Here is a 21,345-nt window from a genome sequence, read left to right on the forward strand (position 1 = left end):
AAAACCCGGCCCGCTTAACAATTTCCTCACGGCGTGCGCCAAGTCCGGCGCCGCGCCGGCCGCGCGCGCGCCCTACCTTATCCGAGTTCATTGCCATACACCAACGGTTTCGTGCGCGGCGCGGCGCTCCGTTGTATTTAAACAAATAGCAAGCTTACGCAATTGACAGCGACGGCGCGGCGATGGTTCCATCACTGCATTGAAAGAGGTTCGACTTCTTTCAACCACCGTCTTACACCACGCATGCCGGCTGATCGGGTGTCGTTGGGAAAGCTTATAAGAAGAATCACGCAACTTTACTTTTTGGGAGTTTGGGCAATGATGAAAGAAACAGTCTTAAGCCGTTCCATCCGCACCATCTGCGCCGGCGGCCTGGCCGCCGCCAGCCTGGGCCTGCTGGCCGCGCCGGCCGTGGCGCAGGACGCGCCGGCCGAGGGCAAGATGCAACGCATCGAGGTGACCGGCTCGTCGATCAAGCGGCTGGTGTCGGAGACGGCCAACCCGCTGTCGGTGATCAAGGCCGAGGAGTTCATCAAGCAGGGCCTGACCACCGCCGCCGAGGTGCTCGACCGCATCCCCTCGAACGGCTCGAGCATGGGCGCCGGCAACGCCGTCGGCGGCAACTCCAGCGGCCTGCCCACCGGCGGCCAGGCCTCGGCCGACCTGCGCGGCCTGGGCGGCGACAAGACCCTGGTGCTGCTCAACGGCCGCCGCCTGGCCAACCACCCCTACGACGGCGCCAGCGTCGACCTGAACATCATCCCCATCACCGCGCTCGACCGCGTCGAGGTGCTGCGCGACGGCGCCTCGGCCATCTACGGCACCGACGCCATCGGCGGCGTGATCAACTTCATCACCAAGCGCTCGCTCAACACCACCACCATCACCGGCGAGGTGGTGCGGCCGAGCAAGGACGGCGGCGGCGAGAAGCGGGTCAACCTGTCGAGCGGCATCGGCAACCTCGACAAGGACGGCTGGAACCTGTTCGGCGTGGCCGACTACCACAAGCAGACCGTGCTGACCTCGCAGCAGCGCGAGTTCTCCAAGACCGGCGTGATCCCCGCGCACGGCGTGTTCCTCACCAGCGGCACCACCTTCCCCGGCAACTACCGCGACCCGGGCATTCCCGGCCTGACCAAGGATGCCCCGCCCATCATCCCGGTGAAGGTCGGCAATCCGGGCTTCGCCAGCGGCTGCAACCCACCGTTCTCGGTGCCGTCGACCACGAACAGCACCTGCCGCCAGGACTACACCCGCCTGATCGACGATCTGCCTGAGCAGGAAACCACCGCCTTCTTCGGCAAGGGCACCTTCAAGCTGGGCGAGAACCACACCGGCTCGGTCGAGTTCCTGCACGCCGAAAACAAGGTGATGTCGCGCACCGCGCCGCCGCCGCAGACCGACTTGGTGCTGCCGAAGAGCAGCAAGTACTATCCAGGAAATTCTGGCGGCGTACCGGCCCAAACCGGCTTGTCCGGCAACGACTTGACCGTCAACTGGCGCCCCGTCGAGGCGGGCCAGCGCCGCATCAACTCCAAGGGCGAGGCCGACCGCCTGGTCGGCTCGCTCGAGGGCGAACTGGCCGGCTGGGACTACAAGACCGGCCTGAGCTACTCGGTCAGCAAGTCGTCGGAGGACTTCACCGGCGGCTACGTCAAGGACGACGCCTTCGCCGCCGGCGTGCGCAACGGCATCCTCAACCCCTTCGGCCTGCAGGACAGCGCCGGCAAGGCCTATCTGGACTCGACCGCGCTGCGCGGCCAGGTGCAGAGCGCCAAGGACACCAGCACCGGCTTCGACTTGAAGGCCAGCCGCGAGTTGATGGACCTGCCGGGCGGTAAGCTGGCGGTCGCCTTCGGCACCGAGCTGCGCCACCAGAAGGCCGACTTCAACGTCAACCGCGAGATCGCCGGCCAGGCGACCAGCTCCGGCCTGTCCGGTTCGCTGTCGAAGTCCGGCTCGCGCAACATCAAGGCCTTGTTCGGCGAGGTCAACCTGCCGCTGATCAAAGACCTGGAGGTCAGCTTCGCCGCCCGCTTCGACGACTATAGCGACGTCGGCAGCACCACCAACCCGAAACTGGGCGTGCGCTACCAGCCGAGCAAGGAAGTGGTGCTGCGCGGCTCGGCCAGCACCGGCTTCCGCGCGCCGACACTGTTCGAGAAGAACGCTCCGCCGTCGAAGAACGACACCAGCAACGAGTATAACGACCCCATCCTCTGCCCTGGCGGCAAGGTCGTTCTGCCGCTCGGCAGCGAACTGCGGGACTGCAACCTGCAACAGTTCAAGCTGCAGGGCGGCAATCCCAACTTGAGTCCGGAGAAATCGAAAACATTCTCCTTCGGCACGGTGCTTGAGCCGATCAAAGAGGTGACGCTGACAGTCGACTACTGGAACATCCACCTGAAGGACAAGATCGGCGCCCTGCCCGAGGCGACCATCTACGACCCGGCCAATTTCGCCAAGTACAAGGACCTGTTCCTGCGCAACCCGGACGGCACGCCCTACGCCATCAAGGACTTGAACGAGAACCTGGGCGAGGTCAAGACCGACGGTGTCGACCTGAGCCTGACCCTGCGTCTGCCGCGCTCGGAGTACGGCAACTTCACCTTCACGCTGGACGGCACCTACGTCCACAAGTACGACTACCAGAACGAGCGCAACGGCGAATTCAAAAACAACGTCGGCAACTACGGCGACGACCGTCCGGTGTTCCGCTGGAAGCACAACGCCGCGCTGAACTGGCGCCTGGGCGACTGGAGCGCCACCCTGGCCCAGTCCTACAAATCGTCCTACACCGACCAGAACATGGGCCTGGACGATCCCAAGTACAAGCAGGACGTCTCCTCCTACAGCCTGTGGAACCTGTCGGCCGGCTACGCCGGCGTCAGGGTCTGGTGCTGACGGCCGGCGTCAAGAACCTGCTCGACAAGGAACCGCCGTTCTCCAACCAGGGCACGTTGTTCCAGAAGGGCTACGACCCGCGCTTCACCGACGCGGTCGGCCGCGCCCTCTACCTGCGCGGCAGCTATAGCTTCTAAGCGGCACCCCCCGGGGGGCCGGCGGTGTTCCGTGCGGAACGCCGCCGGCCCTTTTTCCATGGCGCGCCAAAGCCTTGCCGGCGCCGCAAAAACATTTTCTTAAAATCAACAATCGCCCCGGTTTGTGGCATAAACGAAACGCTTGTGGCATGCAAGCTGCGCCCGCCCGGCGGCCGCCCGGGCGCACCGGAATGGCGCGCCGCAACATCGTTTTGACAACATTTTTCTTGTTAAAAATGTAGTTTTTCCGTGCGATGGCGTGCCGCCCGCCACCACGCACCAAATTAGAGCGAAATTCCGCCCCGATCGGGCGCCGCGCCGCGCCGGCGGAAACGCGGCCTTAGATGCCGTGGGGAAAATTTTCCAGATTGACATCGCCGCTTCCAAAATGATTTGATGGGCCACATGAAAAAACCAATATCGTTTTTTCAAGGAAGGCCGGCAACGGCCCCCACAAAAATATAAATAATCCACCCGTAAGCAGTGGTTACATCTTGGGAGCTAAAAATATGATGGTTGAAACAGTCTTGTCCCGTTCGGTACGTCTGATCTGCGCCGGCGGTCTGGCGCTCGGCATGCACGCCGCCGCCCAGGCCCAGTCGGCGCCGGAATCGATCCAGCGGGTCGAAATCACCGGCTCCTCGATCAAGCGCATCGCCAAGGAGGGCGCGCTGCCGGTGCAGACGCTGACCCGCGCCGACATCGAGCAAAGCGGCGCCAACAACGTCGCCGACCTGGTCGCCCTGTTGCCGGCCATGCAGGGCTTCCTCACCTCCTCGGCCTCGGTCAACGGCGGCGGCGGCGGCGTGCAGACCGCCTCGGTGCACGCCATCGGCACCGACTACACGCTGGTGCTGCTGAACGGGCGCCGCATGGCGCCGTACGGCACCGGCAGCGCGGTCAACCTGGCCAGCATCCCGCTGTCGGCGGTCGAGCGCGTCGAGATCCTGACCGACGGCGCCTCCACCCTGTACGGCTCGGACGCCATCGCCGGCGTCCTCAACTTCATCCTGAAAAAGAACCAGCAAGACTTCAACATCGAGCTGACCTACAACGCGCCGCAGGAGTCCGGCGGCAAGAGCGCCAACCTGGCCCTCTCCAAGGGCTTCGGCGACCTGGAGAAGGACGGCTACAACGTGCTGCTGGCCTACAGCCACGACGAGCAGAAGGCGCTCGAGTCGGTGCAGCGCAAGTTCGCCAACTCCGGCGTGCTGCCCTTCGAGCACAACGGCAAGAAGTACGTCACCTGGCAGACCAGCATCAACTCGACCCCGGCCAACGCCGAGGTGATCTTCCCCGGCGACGGCGACGTGGTGCTGTCGGCCGACCTGCTGAAGAACGGCAAGTGCAGCAGCCCCAACACCTTCTCGCGCGGCGGCGCCTGCCGCTACGACTACCCGGCGACGGTGCAACTGCTGCCCGAGCTCAAGCGCGACAGCGTGTTCGCCTCGGGCAAGCTGCGGGTCGGCGCGGACACCACCGTCAGCTCCGAGCTGGTGCTGTCGAGCTTCAAGAACACCGCCCGCTACGCCGCCGCCGCCCAGCCGCTGACCACCTTCAGCACCGACCCGGTGACCGGCGTCAAGACCATCAACCCGAACTACATCGACGCCTACAACAAGCACATCGTGCCGCTGCTGGCCAGCCAGGGCGTCGATCCGGCCGCCGTCACCGACGCCTACCTGTACTACCGCGGCGCCGACGCCGGCGGCCGCACCGACGAGTACAAGACCGAGGCGGCCCACTTCGTGCTGGGCCTCGACAGCGCCTACGCCGGCTGGGACTACAGCGCCGCCTACACCCACTCGCAGAACAAGCAGTCCGACCGCGCCCTGGCCGGCTACATGAGCGGCAACGTGTTCGAGTCGCTGGTCAAGTCGGGCGCCTACAACCCCTACCTGGTCAACCCGAACGCGGCCAGCGTGCTGGCGCCGGCCGTGCTGCACCAGGTGCTCAGCGAAACCACCTCGAAGATCGACGTGCTCAACGCGCGCGCCTCGCGCGAGCTGTTCGCGATGCCGGGCGGCAGCGCCGCGCTCGGCCTGGGCGCCGACTTCACCAAGCAGAGCTTCCAGGACAAGCCGTCGTCCATCGCGCACCGGCCCCGGCCAGCCCGGCTGGACCGACGTCGAGATCGGCGGCAGCACCGGCTCGCAGGCGCTCGACGCCAGCCGCAAGAACTGGGGCAGCTTCGCCGAGCTGGAGCTGCCGGTGCTGAAGGAACTCAAGCTGACCGGCTCGCTGCGCTACGACAGCTACGGCCAGGTCGACAAGAAGAACGTCAGCTACGACATCAACAACAAGCCGCTGGCCGCCGGCAAGCTGGGCGAGGAGGTCGCCAAGGCCACCTACAAGCTGGCCTTCCAGTACACCCCGTCGCAGCAGGTGATGGTGCGCGGCTCCTACGGCACCGGCTTCAAGGCGCCGACCATGAACAACATCGCCGATCCGCTGAAGAACGCCGGCTCGTCCGAGTTCTTCGCCTGCCCGATCCAGAAGGCCGGCGACCCGCGCACGCTCTATTGCAAACCGGGCGCGTCCGAATACGGCCTGCTGACCAACGGCAACCCGGCGACCGGCGCCGGCGCGCTCAAGGCCGAAGAGTCGAAGCAAGCCTCGGTGGGCATCCGCATCGAGCCGTCCAACTCGCTGTCGATCGGCCTCGACCTGTGGGACGTCAAGCTGGAAAACCAGATCAAGACCCTGTCGCAGGACCACTTGTTCACCCACCCCGACCTGGCCGACAAGTACATTTCGATCTACTACGACCCTATCCAGAAGAGCAACGTGCTGGTCGCCACGCAGAGCCCGGTCAACCTGGCCAGCTCGCACTACCGCGGCATCGACTGGGACAGCACCTTCCGCACCGCCACCCCGCTGGGCAAGTTCATGCTCAACTGGACCGGCACCTACATGCTGAAGGCCGAGAAGGACGTGCCGGGCAGCGGCGTCGAGAAGAGCATCGGCCGCTTCGACTCGTACAACGACGTCACCTTCCGCGTCATCACCAAGCTGGTGTTCTCGCTGAAGAGCTCGGAGAAGCTGAGCAACTCGCTGACCGTCAACTACCGCACCGGCTACCACGACAAGCCGATCACCGCCGCCGGCGCCGTGGTGCGCGAGGTCAGGGCCGACGGCAGCATCGGCGATCCGGTGGCGTTGCAGCGCGACGTCAAGGAATACGTCACGCTCGACTACCAGTTGAAGGCCAACTATGTGAAAAACCTGACCGTCACGGCCGGCGTCAAGAACCTGCTGAACCAGGACCCGCCTTTCTCGGTGCGCAACTCCGGCGGCGGCAACCAGGTCGGCTACGACGGCCGCTACGCCGATCCGCTGGGCCGCCAGTTCTACCTGGTCGCCGGCTACAAGTTCTAAGCCGGCGCGGACCGCCGCACGGGCCCGGGCGTCTTGCCCGGCAGCATGAAACACCCCGCCGGCGGCATGCCGGCGGGGTGTTTTTTTTGCGCCGCCGGCGCGCTGTCGCCGGGCGCCGGCGGGCCGCCGGTTTTTTTATCAACCTTGCCCTAGGATCAACAATTCATCGATTTTGTCGCAAAAATGTCACGCCTAGGACCAATTAAAAACCACCTGTTTGCAAGTCGAGTGCTGCACCGAGATGGCCGCCGCGCGGCCGGCCGGCCAGCATTTTTTATGTCGGAACTGCAGTTTTTCCGTAAAAAAGCCTGAGCTTTAGCACAACGCACCAAATTAGAGCGATTTTCCGCCCCCCTTTGGCCCCCTTCCCGACCATGCAAAATACGGCTTTCTGTGCAATGCGGAAAATTTTGCTGATTGACACCCCCGGTTTCAAAGTGATTTGATGGGCCCTTGAGAAAACCACCGTGTTTTTTTCAAGGGGCAGCCGCTTCGGCGCCCCTCATAAAACTATAAATGCCACCTGTCAATTCTTGTGTCAAATTGGGAGCTTAAAAAATGATGGTTGAAACAGTCTTGTCCCGCTCGGTCCGCTTAATCTGCGCCGGCGGCCTGGTCCTCGGCATGCACGCCGCCCAGGCACAGTCGGCGCCGGAAACGATCCAGCGCGTCGAAATCACCGGTTCGAGTATCAAACGTATCGCCGCCGAGGCGTCCCTGCCGGTGCAATCGTTCAGCCAGAAGGACATCCAGCGCAGCGGCGTGACCTCGGTCACCGACTTCATCCAGCAATTGCCAGTGATGCAAGGCTTCACCGTGGCGGCCGATTCGGTCGGCGGTGGCGGCGGCGGCATCACCACCGCCTCGATCCACGACGTGGGCGAACAGTACACCCTGGTGCTGTTGAACGGTCGCCGCATGGCGCCGGCCACCTCCGGCACCACCATCGACATCAACTCCATTCCGCTGTCGGCCGTTGAGCGCATCGAGGTGCTGACCGACGGCGCCTCGGCCCTGTACGGCGCCGACGCCATCGCCGGCGTGGTCAACTTCATCCTGAAAAAGGGCGCCGCTCCGCTGCAGATCGACGTCAAGTACAGCAAGCCGCAAAGCCCGGGGGCCAAGGACAAGACGGTCACCATCAGCAAGGGCTTCGGCGACATCGACGAGGACGGCTACTCCGTCTTCCTGGCCGCCAGCCACCAGGAGAACGAGCGCCTGAAGGGCTTCCAGCGCGACTTCGCCAAGACCGGCATCATCAACTTCAACGACCCGGTCACCGGCAAGCCGCTGCAGTTCTTCAACGGCTCGTCGCGCTCGATCCCGCCGAATGTGACGATCCGCTACAACCCGACGGTCGGCAAAGCCACGTCGGTCAGCATCAACCCCTACCTGAAGATCAACGGCAAGTGCCCGGCCCGCCACGTCGACACGGGCGACGGCCAGTGCACCTTCGACTACACCAGCTCGGTGGAGATCGCCCCGGAGATCCAGCGCGACAACTTCTACGGCTCCGCCAGTATCAAGCTGGGCAACAGCGGCTTCAAGGCCTTCACCGACGTCTCGCTCAACAACTCTCACGTCTACGCCAACATCGCCGCCTACCCGGCCGAGTTCTCGCTGGCCAAGAGCTCGCCGCTGTTCACCAAGTATGTCGCGCCCTACCTGACGGCTGAGCAACTGGCCGGCATGACCTCGGCCACCGTCAAGTACCGCCTGCAGGGCCTGGGCGGCCGCGCCTACGACTACCAGAGCAAGACCAGCCACATCGTCGCCGGCGTCGACGGCAACGCCTTCGGCTGGGACGTCAACGGCGCCTTCACCTACTCGGAAAACAAGGCGCCGACCAACTACGTCGGCGGCTTCCCGCTGGCCGAGAAGTTCAACGCCGCGCTGGAGAGCGGCGCGGTCGACCCCTTCCCTTACGCGCTCGGTGAGATGCCGTCGGCGATGAAGGACGTGCTGAAGAGCACCCAGTACGTCGGCAACTTCAGCAACACCGAGATCAAGCTGAAGGGCTTCGACGTGCACGGCTCGCACGACCTGTTCACCTTGCCTGCCGGCAAGTCGCAGATCGCCGTCGGCGCCGACTACCGTACCACCAGCTATTCGGAAAAGGGCAACGCCGCCGTCAGCCATTCGGAAATCCTGTTCGACGACGACCAACCCGCCTTCGACTACAAGCGCAGCAACAGCGGCGCCTTCACCGAGGTGCTGGTGCCGGTCATGAAGGACCTGGAAATCACCGGCTCGCTGCGCTATGACCGCGTCAGCAAGCTGACCGACAACCTGAAGGGCGGCAACACCGGCAACGACCAGTCGGCCAGCACCTACAAGATCAGCACCCGTTACCAGCCGATCAAGTCGCTGCTGTTCCGCGCCGCCTACGGCACCGGCTTCAAGGCCGCCAGCATGAAGGAGATCGGTCAACCGCTGGCCGACTTCGGCGTCACCGGCGGCACCTACAACTGCCCGCTGAGCACCGCCAACGGCCTGGCCAACCATCCGCTGGCGCAGTACTGCGACACCCGCGGCCAGCTCGAGGTGTACAAGGGCGGCAACGCCGAGCTGAAGCCGGAGAAGTCGAAGCAGTACTCGTTCGGCTTGGTGTTTGAACCGGCCGGCGGCTTCAGCGCCAAGCTGGACTTCTGGAACGTCGAGATCCGCGACGCCGTCACCAGCGTCAGCGAGTCGCTGATCGCCAGCGATCCGAACAAGTACATTAGCCTGTACACCACCAAGACCAAGGCCTCGACCGGCATCAAGTCGCTGGCCATCATCCTGGCGCCGCTCAACATCGGCCGCCAAGAGAACCGTGGCATCGACTACGACCTGCTGTTCCGCAGCAAGATCGGCGACGGCAAGCTGACCACCCGCCTGGCCGGCACCCATATGCTCAAGTCGCGCCACACCTCGCCGGGCACCAGCGACCAGTGGGAAACCAGCCTGAACGAGTACGGCAGCGACGACAAGGTCAGCTTCCGCAACGTGCTGAAGGCCTCGGGCACCTACGAGATCGGCGCCTTCACCCACACGCTGACGGCCAACTACCGCAACGGCTACAAGGACAAGCACCACGACACCGAGAACTGCGCCGTCAACACCAACGACGCGGCGCAGGATTGCGTCGACGTGCAACTGCAGATCCCGAGCAACACGACGCTGGACTTCCAGACCCAGTACAAGGTCCTGAAGAACCTGGAGCTGACCGCCGGTATCAACAACCTGGCCGACCGCACCCCGCCGCTGTCGCTGCGCAACACCGGCTCGCACCAGCTGGGCTACGATCCGCGCTACGCCAGCGCGGTCGGTCGCACCTTCTACCTGAGCGGCTCGTACAAGTTCTAAGCACTTGACGCCTCGGTAAAAAAGCCCGCCGGTTCGCACCGGCGGGCTTTTTTTCGTTCTGCGGCCGGCGCCGGGCCGGCCGGGCGCCCCCTAGTCGTCGGCGCGCAGGCGGCGCTGGCGCACGGCGGCGGCCAGGCCGTGCAGCACCTGCACGCTGCTGTCCCAGTCGATGCAGCCGTCGGTGACCGACTGGCCGTAGACCAGCTCCTTGCCCGGCACCAGGTCCTGGCGGCCGGCCACCAGGTTCGACTCGACCATCACGCCGACGATGCGCTGGTCGCCGCCGGCCACCTGGGCGGCGATGTCGGCGCACACCGGCACCTGGTTCTCCGGCTTCTTCGAGCTGTTGGCGTGCGAGGCGTCGATCATCAGGCGCGCCGCCAGGCCCTGGGCGGCGATGGCCTTGCAGGCCTCGTCGACGCTGGCCGCGTCGTAGTTCGGCGCCTTGCCGCCGCGCAGGATGATGTGGCAGTCCTCGTTGCCGTTGGTCGACACGATGGCCGAGTGGCCGCCCTTGGTCACCGAGAGGAAGTGGTGCGGCTGCGAGGCCGCCTTGATCGCCTCGACGGCGATCTTGATGTTGCCGTCGGTGCCGTTCTTGAAGCCGACCGGACAGGACAGCCCGGAGGCCAGCTCGCGGTGCACCTGCGACTCGGTGGTGCGGGCGCCGATCGCGCCCCAGCTGATCAGGTCGGCGATGTACTGCGGGCTGATCACGTCGAGGAACTCGGTGCCGGCCGGCAGGCCCAGCTCGTTGATGTCGCGCAGCAGCTCGCGCGCCATGCGCAGGCCGTCGTTGATGCGGAAGCTGTTGTCCATGTAGGGGTCGTTGATCATGCCCTTCCAGCCCACCGTGGTGCGCGGCTTCTCGAAGTAGACGCGCATCACGATCTCGAGCTCGCCGGCCAGCTCGGCGCGCAGCTTGACCAGGCGCTGGGCGTACTCCATCGCCGCCTTCGGCTCGTGGATCGAGCAGGGGCCGATGACCACCATCAAGCGGTCGTCCTGGCCGTGCAGGATGCGGTGCAGCGCGACGCGGGCGCCGGCGGCGGTCTGCCCGGCCTGTTCCGTGCACGCGAACTCGCGGATCAGGTGCGATGGCGGCGTCAGTTCCTTCATTTCACGGATACGCAAGTCGTCGGTACGGGGCATGGTGTTTCTCCTAAGTCGAACAATCGGTAGGGATAAAAAAAAACCGCCATCGCTGGCGGTTTTTTAGGAATTTGCTTGGAACTCGTTCTGCTGCTACGTGAACCGGCCGCTACTCCACCGCCTTGGGGCTGGAATCGCTAAAGTAAAAATAGCCGGTAAAGAAAATGAAGCTGTGCATGATCGTATCCATATGTGTTGGATCGACTATAACAACAATAAGCCGAACTTGGCAAGCATTTAGTTCTTATTAGCTTATGCCGTGCCGCCCACCGTCACGCCGTCGATGCGCAGGGTCGGCTGGCCGACGCCGACCGGCACGCTCTGGCCCTCCTTGCCGCAGACGCCAACGCCGGGGTCGAGGCGCATGTCGTTGCCGATCATCGAGACGCGGTTGAGCACGTCGGGGCCGTTGCCGATCAGGGTGGCGCCCTTGACCGGGTAGGTCACCTTGCCGTTCTCGATCATATAGGCCTCGCTGGCCGAGAAGACGAACTTGCCGTTGGTGATGTCGACCTGGCCGCCGCCGAAGTTGACCGCGTACAGGCCGTTCTTCACCGAGGCGAGGATCTCGGCCGGGTTCCTTGTCGCCGGCCAGCATGTAGGTGTTGGTCATGCGCGGCATCGGCAGGTGGGCGAACGACTCGCGCCGGGCGTTCCCGGTCACCGGCATCTTCATCAGGCGGGCGTTCATGGTGTCCTGGATGTAGCCCTTCAGGATGCCGTCCTCGATCAGCGTGGTGCACTGGGTCGGGTTGCCCTCGTCGTCCATGTTGAGCGAGCCGCGGCGGTCCGGCAGGGTGCCGTCGTCGACCACGGTGACGCCCTTGGCGGCGACGCGCTCGCCGATGCGGCCGGAGAAGGCCGACGAGCCCTTGCGGTTGAAGTCGCCCTCGAGGCCGTGGCCGATCGCCTCGTGCAGCAGGATGCCGGGCCAGCCCGGTCCCAGCACGATGGTCATCGGCCCGGCCGGGGCCGGCCGCGCGTCGAGGTTGACCAGCGCGCTGTTGACCGCCTCGGTGGCGTACTGCTCGAGCAGGGCGTCGCTGAAGTAGGCGTAGTCGAAGCGCCCGCCGCCGCCGGACGAACCCATCTCGCGGCGGCCGTTCTGCTCGACGATGACGGTCAGCGAAACGCGCACCAGCGGCCGGATGTCGGCCGCCAGCACGCCGTCGCTGCGCGCCACCAGCACCACGTCGTATTCGCCGGCCAGGCCGGCCATCACCTGCACCACCCGCGGGTCCTTGGCGCGCGCCATCTTTTCCACCCGTTCGAGCAGCTTGACCTTGGCGGTGGCGTCGAGCGAGGCCAGCGGGTCGTGCGGCAGGTACAGCGCGCGGCCGCCCTGCTGCTGCATGGCGCCGGCGATCTTGATCTTGCCGGCGCCGGCGCGGCCGATGGTGCGGGTGGCGGCGGCGGCGTCGAGCAGGGCGCTCTCGGAGATCTCGTCGGAGTAGGCGAAGGCGGTCTTGTCGCCGGAGATGGCGCGCACGCCGACCCCCTGGTCGATCGAGAAGCTGCCGGTCTTGACGATGCCCTCCTCCAGGCTCCAGCCCTCGTTCTTGGTGAACTGGAAGTACAGGTCGGCGTAGTCGACCTTGTGGGTGAACATGGAGCCGAGCGCCTTGAGCAGCTTGGCTTCGTCCAGGCCGAACGGCGTCAGCAGCAGTTCGCGCGCGACGGCCAGGGTGGAGAGGTTGGGTTCAAATGGGGTCATGGTGGGGTTCTTCAGTGTCGGTTCTTGTCTTGGATGCCATTGTAGTGGAAGGCCGGCGCGGCGTCTTCACATGGTGCGATGTTTCAGCGCCGGCAGGTTGGCGCGCACCTCGGCGGTGAAGGCCGGCTCGAGCTCGCCGCAGACCACGCCCTCGCCCTCGGCCAGCACGGCCTTGACCTCGCCCCAGGGGTCGACCAGCATGCTGTGGCCCCAGGTGCGCCGGCCGTTCTGGTGCAGGCCGCCCTGCGCCGCCGCCAGCACGTAGCACTGGTTCTCGATGGCGCGGGCGCGCAGCAGCACCTCCCAGTGCGCCTGGCCGGTGGTGTGGGTGAAGGCGGCCGGCACCACGATCAGCTCGACCGGCCCCATGGCGCGGTACAGCTCGGGGAAGCGCAGGTCGTAGCAGACCGACAGGCCGACCTTGCCGACGCCGGTGTCGACCGTGCCGACCGTGGCGCCGGCGACGATGGTGCGGCTTTCGTCGTAGGATTCGGCGCCCTTGGAAAAGCCGAACAGGTGGATCTTGTCGTAGCGGCCGACGTGGCGGCCCTGCGGGTCGTAGACCAGGGTGGTGTTGACGACCTTGCCGTCCTGGTCGGAGGCCAGCGGCAGGGTGCCGCCGATCAGCCAGACGCCGTGGCGGCGCGCCGTGGCGGCCATGAAGTCTTGTATGGGGCCGCCGCCGAGCGGCTCGGCGTGGGCCACCTTGTCGCTGTCGGACAGGCCCATGATGGCCCAGTACTCGGGCAGCAGCACCAGTTCGGCGCCCTGCCCGGCGGCCTGCTCGACCAGCCGGCCGGCGCTGGCGATGTTGTCGGCCACCGAGGGCGAGGAGATCATTTGAATTGCGGCAACTTTACTCATGGCGCTGTCCTGTTCAATACGCTGTTCAATAGGCTGTTCAATAGGCTGTTCTATGGGCGGTTCGATGCGCCGCCGCCCTACGCTGCTTTCACATGGGGCGGCGCGGCCGGCGCGGCTAGTCGGCGCCCTTGGGCGCGGACTCCAATTTACCACCTTCCAGCTTGGTCACCACCGGCGCCTTCCACGGCCCGGTGATCTGCATCTGGTAGGTCAGCGCCTTCATCACCGGCGCGCTGAGGAAGAGCTGGGCGAGGAAGCTGCCGATGCCGATCACCGGGTTGACCGCCAGCGCGTAGACCAGCGGCGCGGTGCCCAGGTTAACCTGGGGAATCACCACGACGTGCAGGTTGGTGGTCTCGTTGGCGATGTCGGCGGTGCCGTCCATCAACACGGTGGCGGCCACGCCGTGCATCTTCAGGTTGTCGGTCTTGACGATGCCGCGCGCGATGGCGGCGTTGGCGGTGATGCCGTCGAAGGCCAGGCCCGTCGGAGAAGACGTCGTGGAAGTCGAGCTTGAGCAGGCGCGGCAGCGCTTGCAGGCTGAGCACGCCGAGCAGCTTGGCGGCGCCCGGGTCCTGCTTGAGGAACTGGCCCTTCTCGACGTTCATGCTGATCTGGCCGGACAGGCTGGGGATGTCGAAGGAGTACGGCAGGCCTTTCCAGGCGATGTCGCCGCTCAGCTTGCCCTTGCCGTTGCGCAGCGTGCCGGCGAAGCCGAAGCGGTCGAGCAGCTTGCCGGCGTCGTTGATGTCGAGCGTGAAGTTCAGGCTGCTGTTCTGCACGCCGTCGCGGCTGAGCCACTTGCCGGTGCCCTTGAGCTCGCCGTCGGCGTTGCTCAGCGACAGCTTGCTGACGCGCCAGTCGCGCGCGCTGGAGTTCGGCACGTTGTTCAGCGCGTTGTTGGCCTGCAGTTCCAGCCGGCCCAGCGGCTTGTTGAACAGCTCGAAGCGCTCGGCGACGATGTCGAGGGCCGGGATGGTGGCCGCCGCGCTCTTGCCGTCGAGCAGCTCCTTGACGTCGTCGGCGGCCGACTCGGGGATGATCAGCGAGGACAGCCGCGCCGTCACCTTGCCCAGGCCGACGCCGTTGGGCGACTCGTTCCAGGTCAGGTAGCCGGAGGCCTGGTTGGCGTCGATGTTGGCCTGCCAGGCGCCCTTCTGGTGGGTGGCGCCGAGCACCACGTTCTCCAGCTTGCGCTCGCCGACGACCAGCTCGCCGGCGCGCGCGGCGATGCTGTCGGGGATCACATACTGGCCGATGTCGACCGCCTCGGCGGCGCCGGCCTTGGCCGGCTCCGGCTTGCCGGCCACCTCGGCGCCGAAGTCGAGCCAGTTGTCCAGGTTCAGCGTGCGCAGGCTGAGCGACATGGCCATGCCGCTGTCCGGCTCGGGCGCCGGCGTGTTGACGCCGATGCCGCCGCGCGTCAGCCGCCAGGCCGCCTTGCCCTGCCTTTGGCGCTGGTAGCGCGCCGACATGTTGTTGCCCAGCGCGACGCGGATCTCGTCGCGCATCAGGCCGGCCTCGTTGGCGCCGCCGCCGCTGAGCACGAAGCGCAGCGGCAGCGGCTCGGCCGCCGCCTTGCGCAGCGGCGCCGGCAGGTCGACGCCGAGGCCGGCCAGGGTCGAGTCGACCGCCACCGTCACCTGGTGCTCGCGCGCCGTCACCAGGCCGCTGTAGCGGGTGGCGCCGGAAAAGTGGCCGGCCAGCCGCTGCATCATCGGCGACGGGTAGTTCTTGCGGAAGCCGTCGGCGCTGATGCTGCCGGCCAGCTTGACGACGATGCTGTTGTCGCGCTGGCTGCCGCCGGAGATCGCCACCGGGCCGCCGAGGAAGTAGCCGGACAAGGCGTTCAGGTTGACGCCGTGCTCGTTGAACTCGATCTTGCCCTGCGAGGCCAGCACCGGCGGCAGGTCGTTGAACAGCACGATGTCGTTGCCGGCCAGTTGCAGCGCGCCCTGCACCTTGGCGTCGATCAGGTGGGTCAGCGGCAGGTGCAGCTTGAGGCCCAGCTTGGCGTTGCCGCTGGCCAGGGTCTCGTCGGTGAAGTGGGAGATCCACTCCAGCACCGGGCTGGCCACCACGTATTTGAGGAACTCCTGCATGGGGCCGGCGGCGCTGCCGTCGATGTCGAGCACCATGTCGTGCACGTTCAGGTCGGGGATCACCGCCTTGACGCCGCTCAGCGCCACGCCGCCGGTGCTGGCGCTGTCGCCGCGGATCTCCATGCGGGTGCGCTCGAACACGAAGCTGCCCTTGATGTGCTCGGCCTGCGGCCACAGCGGCGCCTTGCCGTCCTTGGCGAACTGGCCGGGCGCGTAGTTGAGCTTGCCGTTCTCCAGCCGGCCGGCGATGCGGAACTCGCCGCGCGCGCGCTCGGCCGGGGTGTCGCCGTGGAAGGGGAAGTGGGCCAGGTCGCCGCGCAGGCGCAAGGCCACGTCCTGCGCCACGCCGCCCTCGAGCGCGCCGACCAGCCAGTGGCGCAGGTCGTGCGGGGTCTGCAGCGGCAAATAGCGGTCGATCTTGTTGAGCTCGAAGCCGTTCAGCTTGCCGCTGAAGTCGGCCACGCCGGCGCCCTTGCCGTCCAGCGGCAGGCGGTGGCTGCCGCTGAGCGAACCGCTCAGGCCCTGCTGGACGAAGTCCAGCGCGTCGAGCTGGAGCAGCAGCTGGTCCTTGCCCTCGAAGGACCAGCGCGCCTTCAGCGCCAGCTTGTCGAAGGGCATGTCGGCCTCGCTGAAATAGGCCGGCAGGCGCAGCACCAGTTGCCGCGAGTCCAGGTTCAGGCTGCCGCCCTGGTCGTTGGCGTCGATGTTGCCGCTCAAGTTGTCGAAGCCGGGCACGGCCGGTATGCCGGCGACGGCCGGCGCGCCCGCCGTCTTCGCCTGCGGCGCGCGGGCCGCCAGCGGCTTCAGGCCGAGGCCGTCGAGGCGGCCCTTGACGCGGTAGCTTTGCAGCGCCGGCCAGGCGCCGGTCCATTCGGCGGCGACGTCGAGCAGGCGGCCGCGCGGCGCGAACTCGGCCAGCATGCTGCGCTGGTGCTCGGCCAGCGGCAGTTTGTCGGCCAGGCTGGCCAGGGTTTGCAGGTCGAGCACGCTGGCGCTCAGCTCGGTGCGGGCCGGCTTGCTCGGGCTGGCGGCGATGTAGCGCTCGCTCAGCGTGGTCGGCGCCATGGTCACGCCGTCGCGCGTGCTCAGCGAGAAGCCGGCCAGGCTGACGCTGTGGCCGCGCGCGCCGAAGGTCGGCTTGCCGCTGGGCTGGCCGCCGCTGGGCGCCGGCGCGATCTCCTCCTTGGCCGAGACGCGGCCCTGCACCCGCAACAGGTCGAGCGGCGGCACGTCGGCGCCGAGCACGGCGGAGAGGTCGGCCAGGCCGACGTCGGCGGTGAAGCCGGCCAGGCGGGCGTGGTCGAGCTTGACCCAGGCGCGCAGCGAGCCACGGCCGGAGCGCAGCTCGAAGGGATAGTCGAAATAGGTTTTCCAGGCCGCCAGGTCGGCGTCGCGCAGGTCGGTGTACAGCTCGCCCTTCCACAGCGCCACGTCGGACAGGCGCTTGGCGAAGGCCGGGTGGACGAAGTCGGCGCGCAGGTCGAGCGGCGCGGACAGCGCGGCCGGCGGCGTCGCCTGCAGGGCGAACTGGTGGCGCCGCCACTGGTTGCGCAGCACCAGGCGCAGGTTCTGCAGGGCCAGCGGCGCGGCGCCGCGCTGCAGGTCGGTCCAGTCCAGCCGGCCCTCGCGCACGACGATCTCGCGCTGCGACAACAGCCAGTCGAGGCCCTTGCCGTCGCCCGGCTTGGCCGGGTCGAAATACACGCCGGCGGCGTACAGCTTGCCGTCGGCCTCGCGCCGCACGTCGAGCTGGGGGCGGATCAGTTCGAGCGAGTCGAAGCGCACGTCGGCCGCCAGCACGCTCCACCAGGACAGGGTGGCCGACACGCTCGGCAGGCTCAGCACCTGCTTGCCGTGGCCGTCGCGCAGCACCACGTCGCCGAGGAAGAGGTTGGGCCGCAGCCCGGTCCAGGAGGCGTAGACGCGGGCGATGCTGACCGGGTTGCCGACGGCGCGGCTGGCCAGCCGCTCGATGTCGCCCTTGTAGTGGTCGATGTTCGGCAGCACGGCGTAGCGCAGGCCGAGGAACAGCAGGGCGAAGAGGAAATACAACAGCAGCACCAGCTTGACGCTGAAGCCGAGCACATGGTGGGTGGCCAGGTTGCACACCCGATAGGCGGCACGCAGCCGGTGCCAGCGCTGGGCCAATGGTCCCTCGTCTGTCACGCTGGTCGGTTCCGGTTTTTGCATCGATAAGCTAATAAATCAGGCCCGGCGTAAAATTAATCGCTAAAATCCTCATAGCGCACTTGCATCCAAGCAATGGCCTCAGGCTGTGGTCCTGCCAGGGTGCAAGCGTTTTCTGCCTGCGCGGCAATTTTACCGCATACCCGGCGCAATCCCGTGCCCGCTATGTGTTCTTTCCGGATTCCATGAGCCCTATTTCGCCCACTTCCCTGACCTCCGCCTCCCGTTTCTACCAACGCTGGCTGGCCGCCGCGCCCGAGCGCGCCGCCAAGTCCGACGAATTGGCGCAATTATCGCTTGCCCAGCTCAATTTTGCCGACTATTTGGCGAAAGAGGCCGAGGGCGGCCTGCCGCTGGGGCGGGCCATGCGCCGGCTGCGCAACCTGCTGGTGTGCGGCCTGATCCGCCGCGACCTGGAGGGCCGCGCCGACCTGGCCGAGGTGGTCACCACCATGACCCGCTTCGCCGACTTCGCCATCCAGACCCACCTGGCCGAGCTCGAACTGGAGATGACGGCGGCCCACGGCGCGCCGATCGGCCACGAGTCGGGCCGGCCGCAGCAGCTGATCGTGCTGGGCATGGGCAAACAGGGCGGCGGCGAGCTCAACGTGTCGTCCGACATCGACCTGATCTTCGTCTACCCGGAGGACGGCGACACCGCCGCCGGGCCGGGCCAGCGCGCCCTGTCGAACCACGAGTATTTCGTCCGCCTGGGCAAGAAGCTGATCGCCGCGCTGGCCGAGATCACCGAGGACGGCTTCACCTTCCGCGTCGACATGGCGCTGCGGCCGAACGGCGCCTCCGGCCCGCTGGCGGCCAGTTTGAACATGGTCGAGCAATACCTGATCGTCCAGGGCCGCGAGTGGGAGCGCTACGCCTGGGTCAAGGCGCGCGCCGTCAGCGGCGCCGCCGAGGACATCGCCGCGCTCGACGCCATCGTGCGCCCCTTCGTGTTCCGCCGCTACCTGGACTTCGGCGTGATCGACGCCATCCGCAACATGCACGCGCAGATCCGCGCCGAGGTCAACCGGCAGGAGCGGCTGCACCCGGACCGCAGCAACAACGTCAAGCTGGGCCGCGGCGGCATCCGCGAGATCGAGTTCCTGGCCCAGGTGTTCCAGCTCATCCGTGGCGGCCGCGACGCCGAGCTGCGCGACCGCTCGACCCGCGCCACCCTGCGCACCATCGCCGACAAGTCCCTGCTCAGCCACGCCATCGTGCTGCAACTGCTGGCTTCCTACACCTTTCTGCGCAACCTGGAGCACCGCCTGCAATACCTCGACGACGCCCAGACGCACACCCTGCCGGCCAGCGAGGACGACCGACTGCTGGTGGCGCGCATGATGGGCCTGGCCGACACCGCCACCCTGCTGGCCCAGCTCGAGGCGCACCGCGCCTTCGTCGCCGGCCAGTTCGACGAGATGTTCGCCGACAAGAGCGGCGCCGCCGACGGCGACCTCGACCCCGGCTCCAGCAACGACTGCGCCGACCCCGACAACCACGAGGCGATCGAGGCGCGCTTCGCCGGCCTCGGCTTCGCCGACCCGGCCGGCGCCGCCAAACGGCTGATCGCCACCTGGCAGGCGCCGCGCCTGCAGAGCCTGCCCGAGGCCAGCCGCAACCGCCTGGTCGCCCTGGTCAACACGGCGCTGCCGCTGATCGCCCGCTGCAGCGCCGAGTCGAGCGGCGCCAGCGCCCAGGCCACGCTGGGCCGCCTGCTCGACTTTTTCGAGGCGATCGCCCGCCGCTCGGCGTATTTGTCGCTGCTCACCGAGTACCCGCACACTCTGGAGCGGGTGATCCGCATGATGTGCGCCAGCGGCTGGGCCGCCACCTTCCTCAGCCAGCACCCTATCCTGCTCGACGAGCTGCTCGACGACCGCGTGCGCAACGCCGTGTTCGACCAGGCCGCGCTGGCCGCCGACCTCGACCGCCAGCTGGCCGGCGCCGCCGGCGACACCGAGCGGCAGATGGACATCCTGCGCGAAGTCCACCACGCCCAGCTGTTCCACCTGCTGGCGCAGGGCCTGGCCGGCGACTTGACGGTGGAGAAGCTGGCCGACCACCTGTCGGCGCTGGCCGACAGCATCGTCGCCGCCACCGTCCAGGCGGTCTGGCGCACGGTGGCGACGCGCCACCGCGAGGTGCCGCGCTTCGCCGTGATCGCCTACGGCAAGCTGGGCGGCAAGGAGCTGGGCTACGTCTCCGACCTCGACGTGATCTTCCTGTTCGACGACGACGACCAGGACGCGCCCGGCCAGTACGCCAAGCTGGCGCAGCGCTTCATCACCTGGATGACCTCGCACACCTCGGCCGGCATCCTGTTCGACATCGACACCGCGCTGCGCCCCGACGGCGCCAGCGGCATGCTGGTCTCCAGCGTGGCCGCCTTCGAGCGCTACCAGAACGACGCCGCCTGGATCTGGGAACACCAGGCGCTGACCCGGGCCCGCTTCTGCGCCGGCGACGCCGCCATCGGCGAGCGCTTCGAGCAGATCCGCCAACAGGTGCTGCGCAAGCCGCGGCCGCTGGACGGCGAACTCAAGCGCGAGGTGGCGGCCATGCGCCACAAGATGGTCCAGGCCAAGGCGCACCGCTCCGAGCTGTTCGACCTCAAGCAGGACGCCGGCGGGATGATCGACATCGAGTTCATCGTCCAGTACCTGGTGCTGCAATATGCCGCCAACTACCCGCAACTGACGGCCAACTACGGCAATATCGCCCTGCTGCGGATGTGCGGCGAGCTCGGCCTGATCGACCCGGCGCTGGCCGCCGGGGTCGGCGACGCCTACCGCCAACTGCGCCGCCTGCAACACCAGCTGCGCCTGCAGGGGCAGCGCCTGGCCCGGGTCGATCCGGCGCTGGTGGCGCTGCATGCGGCCCAGGTGCGCCGGCTGTGGTTGAGTATCTTTGAACAAAATGTTGCCACTTAACAACAGTGGAAAGAAGTCAATGCGAGTAATATTTGCCGTGGGGCAAAGAAGCGCGTCGCGCGCCCCTTCGCCGCAGCCGCACACCATTGCCTTTTTAAATCTATTCCAGGAGACGTATATGAAAGCAGTAATCGGCGCGTTTGCCCTCAGCCTCAGTATGCTCACCCTGCCGCTGGCGGCCTCGGCCGCCGACAAGGGTTCGGCCGACGAGGCCGTCGCCATGGTCAAGAAGGCCGCCGCCCTGATCAAGTCGGACGGCAAGGACAAGGCCTTCGCCGCCTTCTCCGACACCGGCAACAGCACCTTCCACGACCGCGACCTGTACATCTATGTCTACGACCTGAACGGCGTCGCCCTGGCCCACGGCAACAATCCCAAGATGGTCGGCAAGCCGCTGATCGGCCTCAAGGACAACGAGGGCAAGGCGATGATCAAGGAGATGGTCGACCTGGCCAAGAGCAAGGGCAAGGGCTGGGTCGAGTTCAAATGGCCGAACCCGGTGACCAAGGCGGTCGAGGCCAAGGCCGGTTATGTCGAGAAGGTCGACGACATGATGGTCGGCTCGGGCATCTACAAGTAATCCCATGCGATCGGCCGCCCGGCGGCGGCGCGCCCCGGCGCGCCGC

14 protein-coding genes and 2 pseudogenes are annotated in these 21,345 nt (G+C 66.7%); 7 read left to right on the forward strand and 9 right to left on the reverse strand.

Features of this window, described 5'->3' with window-relative positions:
* Positions 1–318: 318 nt before the first annotated feature.
* Positions 319–2,904, forward strand: coding sequence for a TonB-dependent receptor (locus QC826_RS23190; RefSeq protein ID WP_313872798.1), 2,586 nt, complete (start codon positions 319–321; stop codon positions 2,902–2,904).
* Positions 2,898–3,041 carry a hypothetical protein gene (locus QC826_RS31360; protein WP_313872799.1) on the forward strand — a complete coding sequence of 48 codons (144 nt, stop codon included), beginning with the start codon at positions 2,898–2,900 and terminating at the stop codon, positions 3,039–3,041. The genes QC826_RS23190 and QC826_RS31360 overlap by 7 nt, the downstream gene beginning before the upstream one ends.
* Positions 3,042–3,528: 487 nt before the next feature.
* Here QC826_RS31360 and QC826_RS23195 read toward each other — a convergent pair whose 3' ends face one another.
* The gene (locus QC826_RS23195; RefSeq protein ID WP_279766644.1) at positions 3,529–3,798 is read right to left on the reverse strand and encodes a hypothetical protein; all 270 of its coding nucleotides are present in this window, start codon (positions 3,796–3,798) and stop codon (positions 3,529–3,531) included.
* Between QC826_RS23195 and QC826_RS23200 the strand changes: the two are divergent.
* Positions 3,719–3,979 (forward strand): annotated as a pseudogene (locus QC826_RS23200) (TonB-dependent receptor plug domain-containing protein); the annotation flags it as partial. The gene QC826_RS23195 and the pseudogene QC826_RS23200 sit on opposite strands and share 80 nt — an antisense overlap.
* On the opposite strand, the gene QC826_RS23205 reads toward QC826_RS23200, so the two are convergent.
* From QC826_RS23205 to QC826_RS23215, 3 genes are all read right to left on the reverse strand, one after another.
* A complete protein-coding gene (locus QC826_RS23205) occupies positions 3,883–4,080 on the reverse strand; it encodes a hypothetical protein (protein ID WP_279766645.1) in 198 nt (65 codons plus the stop codon). The pseudogene QC826_RS23200 and the gene QC826_RS23205 sit on opposite strands and share 97 nt — an antisense overlap.
* Positions 4,081–4,188: 108 nt before the next feature.
* Positions 4,189–4,401, reverse strand: a complete 213-nt coding sequence (locus QC826_RS23210) for a hypothetical protein (protein ID WP_279766646.1) — start codon at positions 4,399–4,401, stop codon at positions 4,189–4,191.
* Between the two features lie 534 nt (positions 4,402–4,935).
* On the reverse strand, positions 4,936–5,121 hold the full coding sequence (locus QC826_RS23215; RefSeq protein WP_279766647.1) for a hypothetical protein: 186 nt from the start codon (positions 5,119–5,121) through the stop codon (positions 4,936–4,938).
* A gap of 119 nt (positions 5,122–5,240) precedes the next feature.
* Between QC826_RS23215 and QC826_RS23220 the strand changes: the two genes are divergently transcribed.
* Positions 5,241–6,419, forward strand: a complete 1,179-nt coding sequence (locus QC826_RS23220) for a TonB-dependent receptor domain-containing protein (RefSeq protein ID WP_409567899.1) — start codon at positions 5,241–5,243, stop codon at positions 6,417–6,419.
* A gap of 558 nt (positions 6,420–6,977) precedes the next feature.
* A complete protein-coding gene (locus tag QC826_RS23225; protein WP_279762654.1) occupies positions 6,978–9,767 on the forward strand; it encodes a TonB-dependent receptor domain-containing protein in 2,790 nt (929 codons plus the stop codon).
* Positions 9,768–9,857: 90 nt separating this feature from the next.
* Here QC826_RS23225 and aroG read toward each other — a convergent pair whose 3' ends face one another.
* The 5 genes and pseudogenes from aroG to QC826_RS23245 all read right to left on the reverse strand — a co-directional run bounded on the left by aroG (position 9,858) and on the right by QC826_RS23245 (position 17,789).
* Positions 9,858–10,919: a 3-deoxy-7-phosphoheptulonate synthase AroG gene (gene aroG / locus QC826_RS23230; protein ID WP_279762655.1), complete on the reverse strand. Its 1,062-nt coding sequence runs from the start codon at positions 10,917–10,919 to the stop codon at positions 9,858–9,860.
* A 252-nt stretch (positions 10,920–11,171) separates the two neighbouring features.
* Positions 11,172–12,633, reverse strand: a pseudogene (gene tldD / locus QC826_RS23235) (metalloprotease TldD).
* 66 nt (positions 12,634–12,699) lie between these two features.
* The gene (locus tag QC826_RS23240) at positions 12,700–13,497 is read right to left on the reverse strand and encodes a carbon-nitrogen hydrolase family protein (RefSeq protein WP_279762656.1); all 798 of its coding nucleotides are present in this window, start codon (positions 13,495–13,497) and stop codon (positions 12,700–12,702) included.
* Positions 13,498–13,612: 115 nt separating this feature from the next.
* On the reverse strand, positions 13,613–13,933 hold the full coding sequence (locus QC826_RS31365) for an AsmA-like C-terminal region-containing protein (protein ID WP_313872892.1): 321 nt from the start codon (positions 13,931–13,933) through the stop codon (positions 13,613–13,615).
* Positions 13,815–17,789: a YhdP family protein gene (locus QC826_RS23245; protein ID WP_313872800.1), complete on the reverse strand. Its 3,975-nt coding sequence runs from the start codon at positions 17,787–17,789 to the stop codon at positions 13,815–13,817. The genes QC826_RS31365 and QC826_RS23245 overlap by 119 nt, the downstream gene beginning before the upstream one ends.
* A gap of 182 nt (positions 17,790–17,971) precedes the next feature.
* Here QC826_RS23245 and glnE point away from each other — a divergent pair, with 182 nt between their 5' ends.
* Positions 17,972–20,719, forward strand: a complete 2,748-nt coding sequence (glnE, locus tag QC826_RS23250) for a bifunctional [glutamate--ammonia ligase]-adenylyl-L-tyrosine phosphorylase/[glutamate--ammonia-ligase] adenylyltransferase (protein WP_279762657.1) — start codon at positions 17,972–17,974, stop codon at positions 20,717–20,719.
* Positions 20,720–20,837: 118 nt separating this feature from the next.
* Complete coding sequence (locus QC826_RS23255) at positions 20,838–21,299, forward strand: cache domain-containing protein (RefSeq protein ID WP_279762658.1); 462 nt, start codon at positions 20,838–20,840, stop codon at positions 21,297–21,299.
* Positions 21,300–21,345: the final 46 nt, after the last annotated feature.

The organism is Rugamonas sp. DEMB1, assembly GCF_029834475.1.
Taxonomy (GTDB): domain Bacteria; phylum Pseudomonadota; class Gammaproteobacteria; order Burkholderiales; family Burkholderiaceae_D; genus Rugamonas; species Rugamonas rubra.

Coding starts and splice junctions, on each gene's coding strand:
- QC826_RS23190 (WP_313872798.1), top strand. CDS start 319: ATGATGAAAGAAACAGTCTTAAGCCGTTCCATCCGCACCATCTGCGCC.
- QC826_RS23195 (WP_279766644.1), bottom strand. CDS start 3,798: ATGGCCGGCAACAGGGCGACCAGGTCGGCGACGTTGTTGGCGCCGCTT.
- QC826_RS23205 (WP_279766645.1), bottom strand. CDS start 4,080: ATGTTGAAGTCTTGCTGGTTCTTTTTCAGGATGAAGTTGAGGACGCCG.
- QC826_RS23225 (WP_279762654.1), top strand. CDS start 6,978: ATGATGGTTGAAACAGTCTTGTCCCGCTCGGTCCGCTTAATCTGCGCC.
- aroG (WP_279762655.1), bottom strand. CDS start 10,919: ATGCCCCGTACCGACGACTTGCGTATCCGTGAAATGAAGGAACTGACG.
- QC826_RS23240 (WP_279762656.1), bottom strand. CDS start 13,497: ATGAGTAAAGTTGCCGCAATTCAAATGATCTCCTCGCCCTCGGTGGCC.
- QC826_RS23245 (WP_313872800.1), bottom strand. CDS start 17,789: ATGCAAAAACCGGAACCGACCAGCGTGACAGACGAGGGACCATTGGCC.
- glnE (WP_279762657.1), top strand. CDS start 17,972: ATGAGCCCTATTTCGCCCACTTCCCTGACCTCCGCCTCCCGTTTCTAC.
- QC826_RS23255 (WP_279762658.1), top strand. CDS start 20,838: ATGAAAGCAGTAATCGGCGCGTTTGCCCTCAGCCTCAGTATGCTCACC.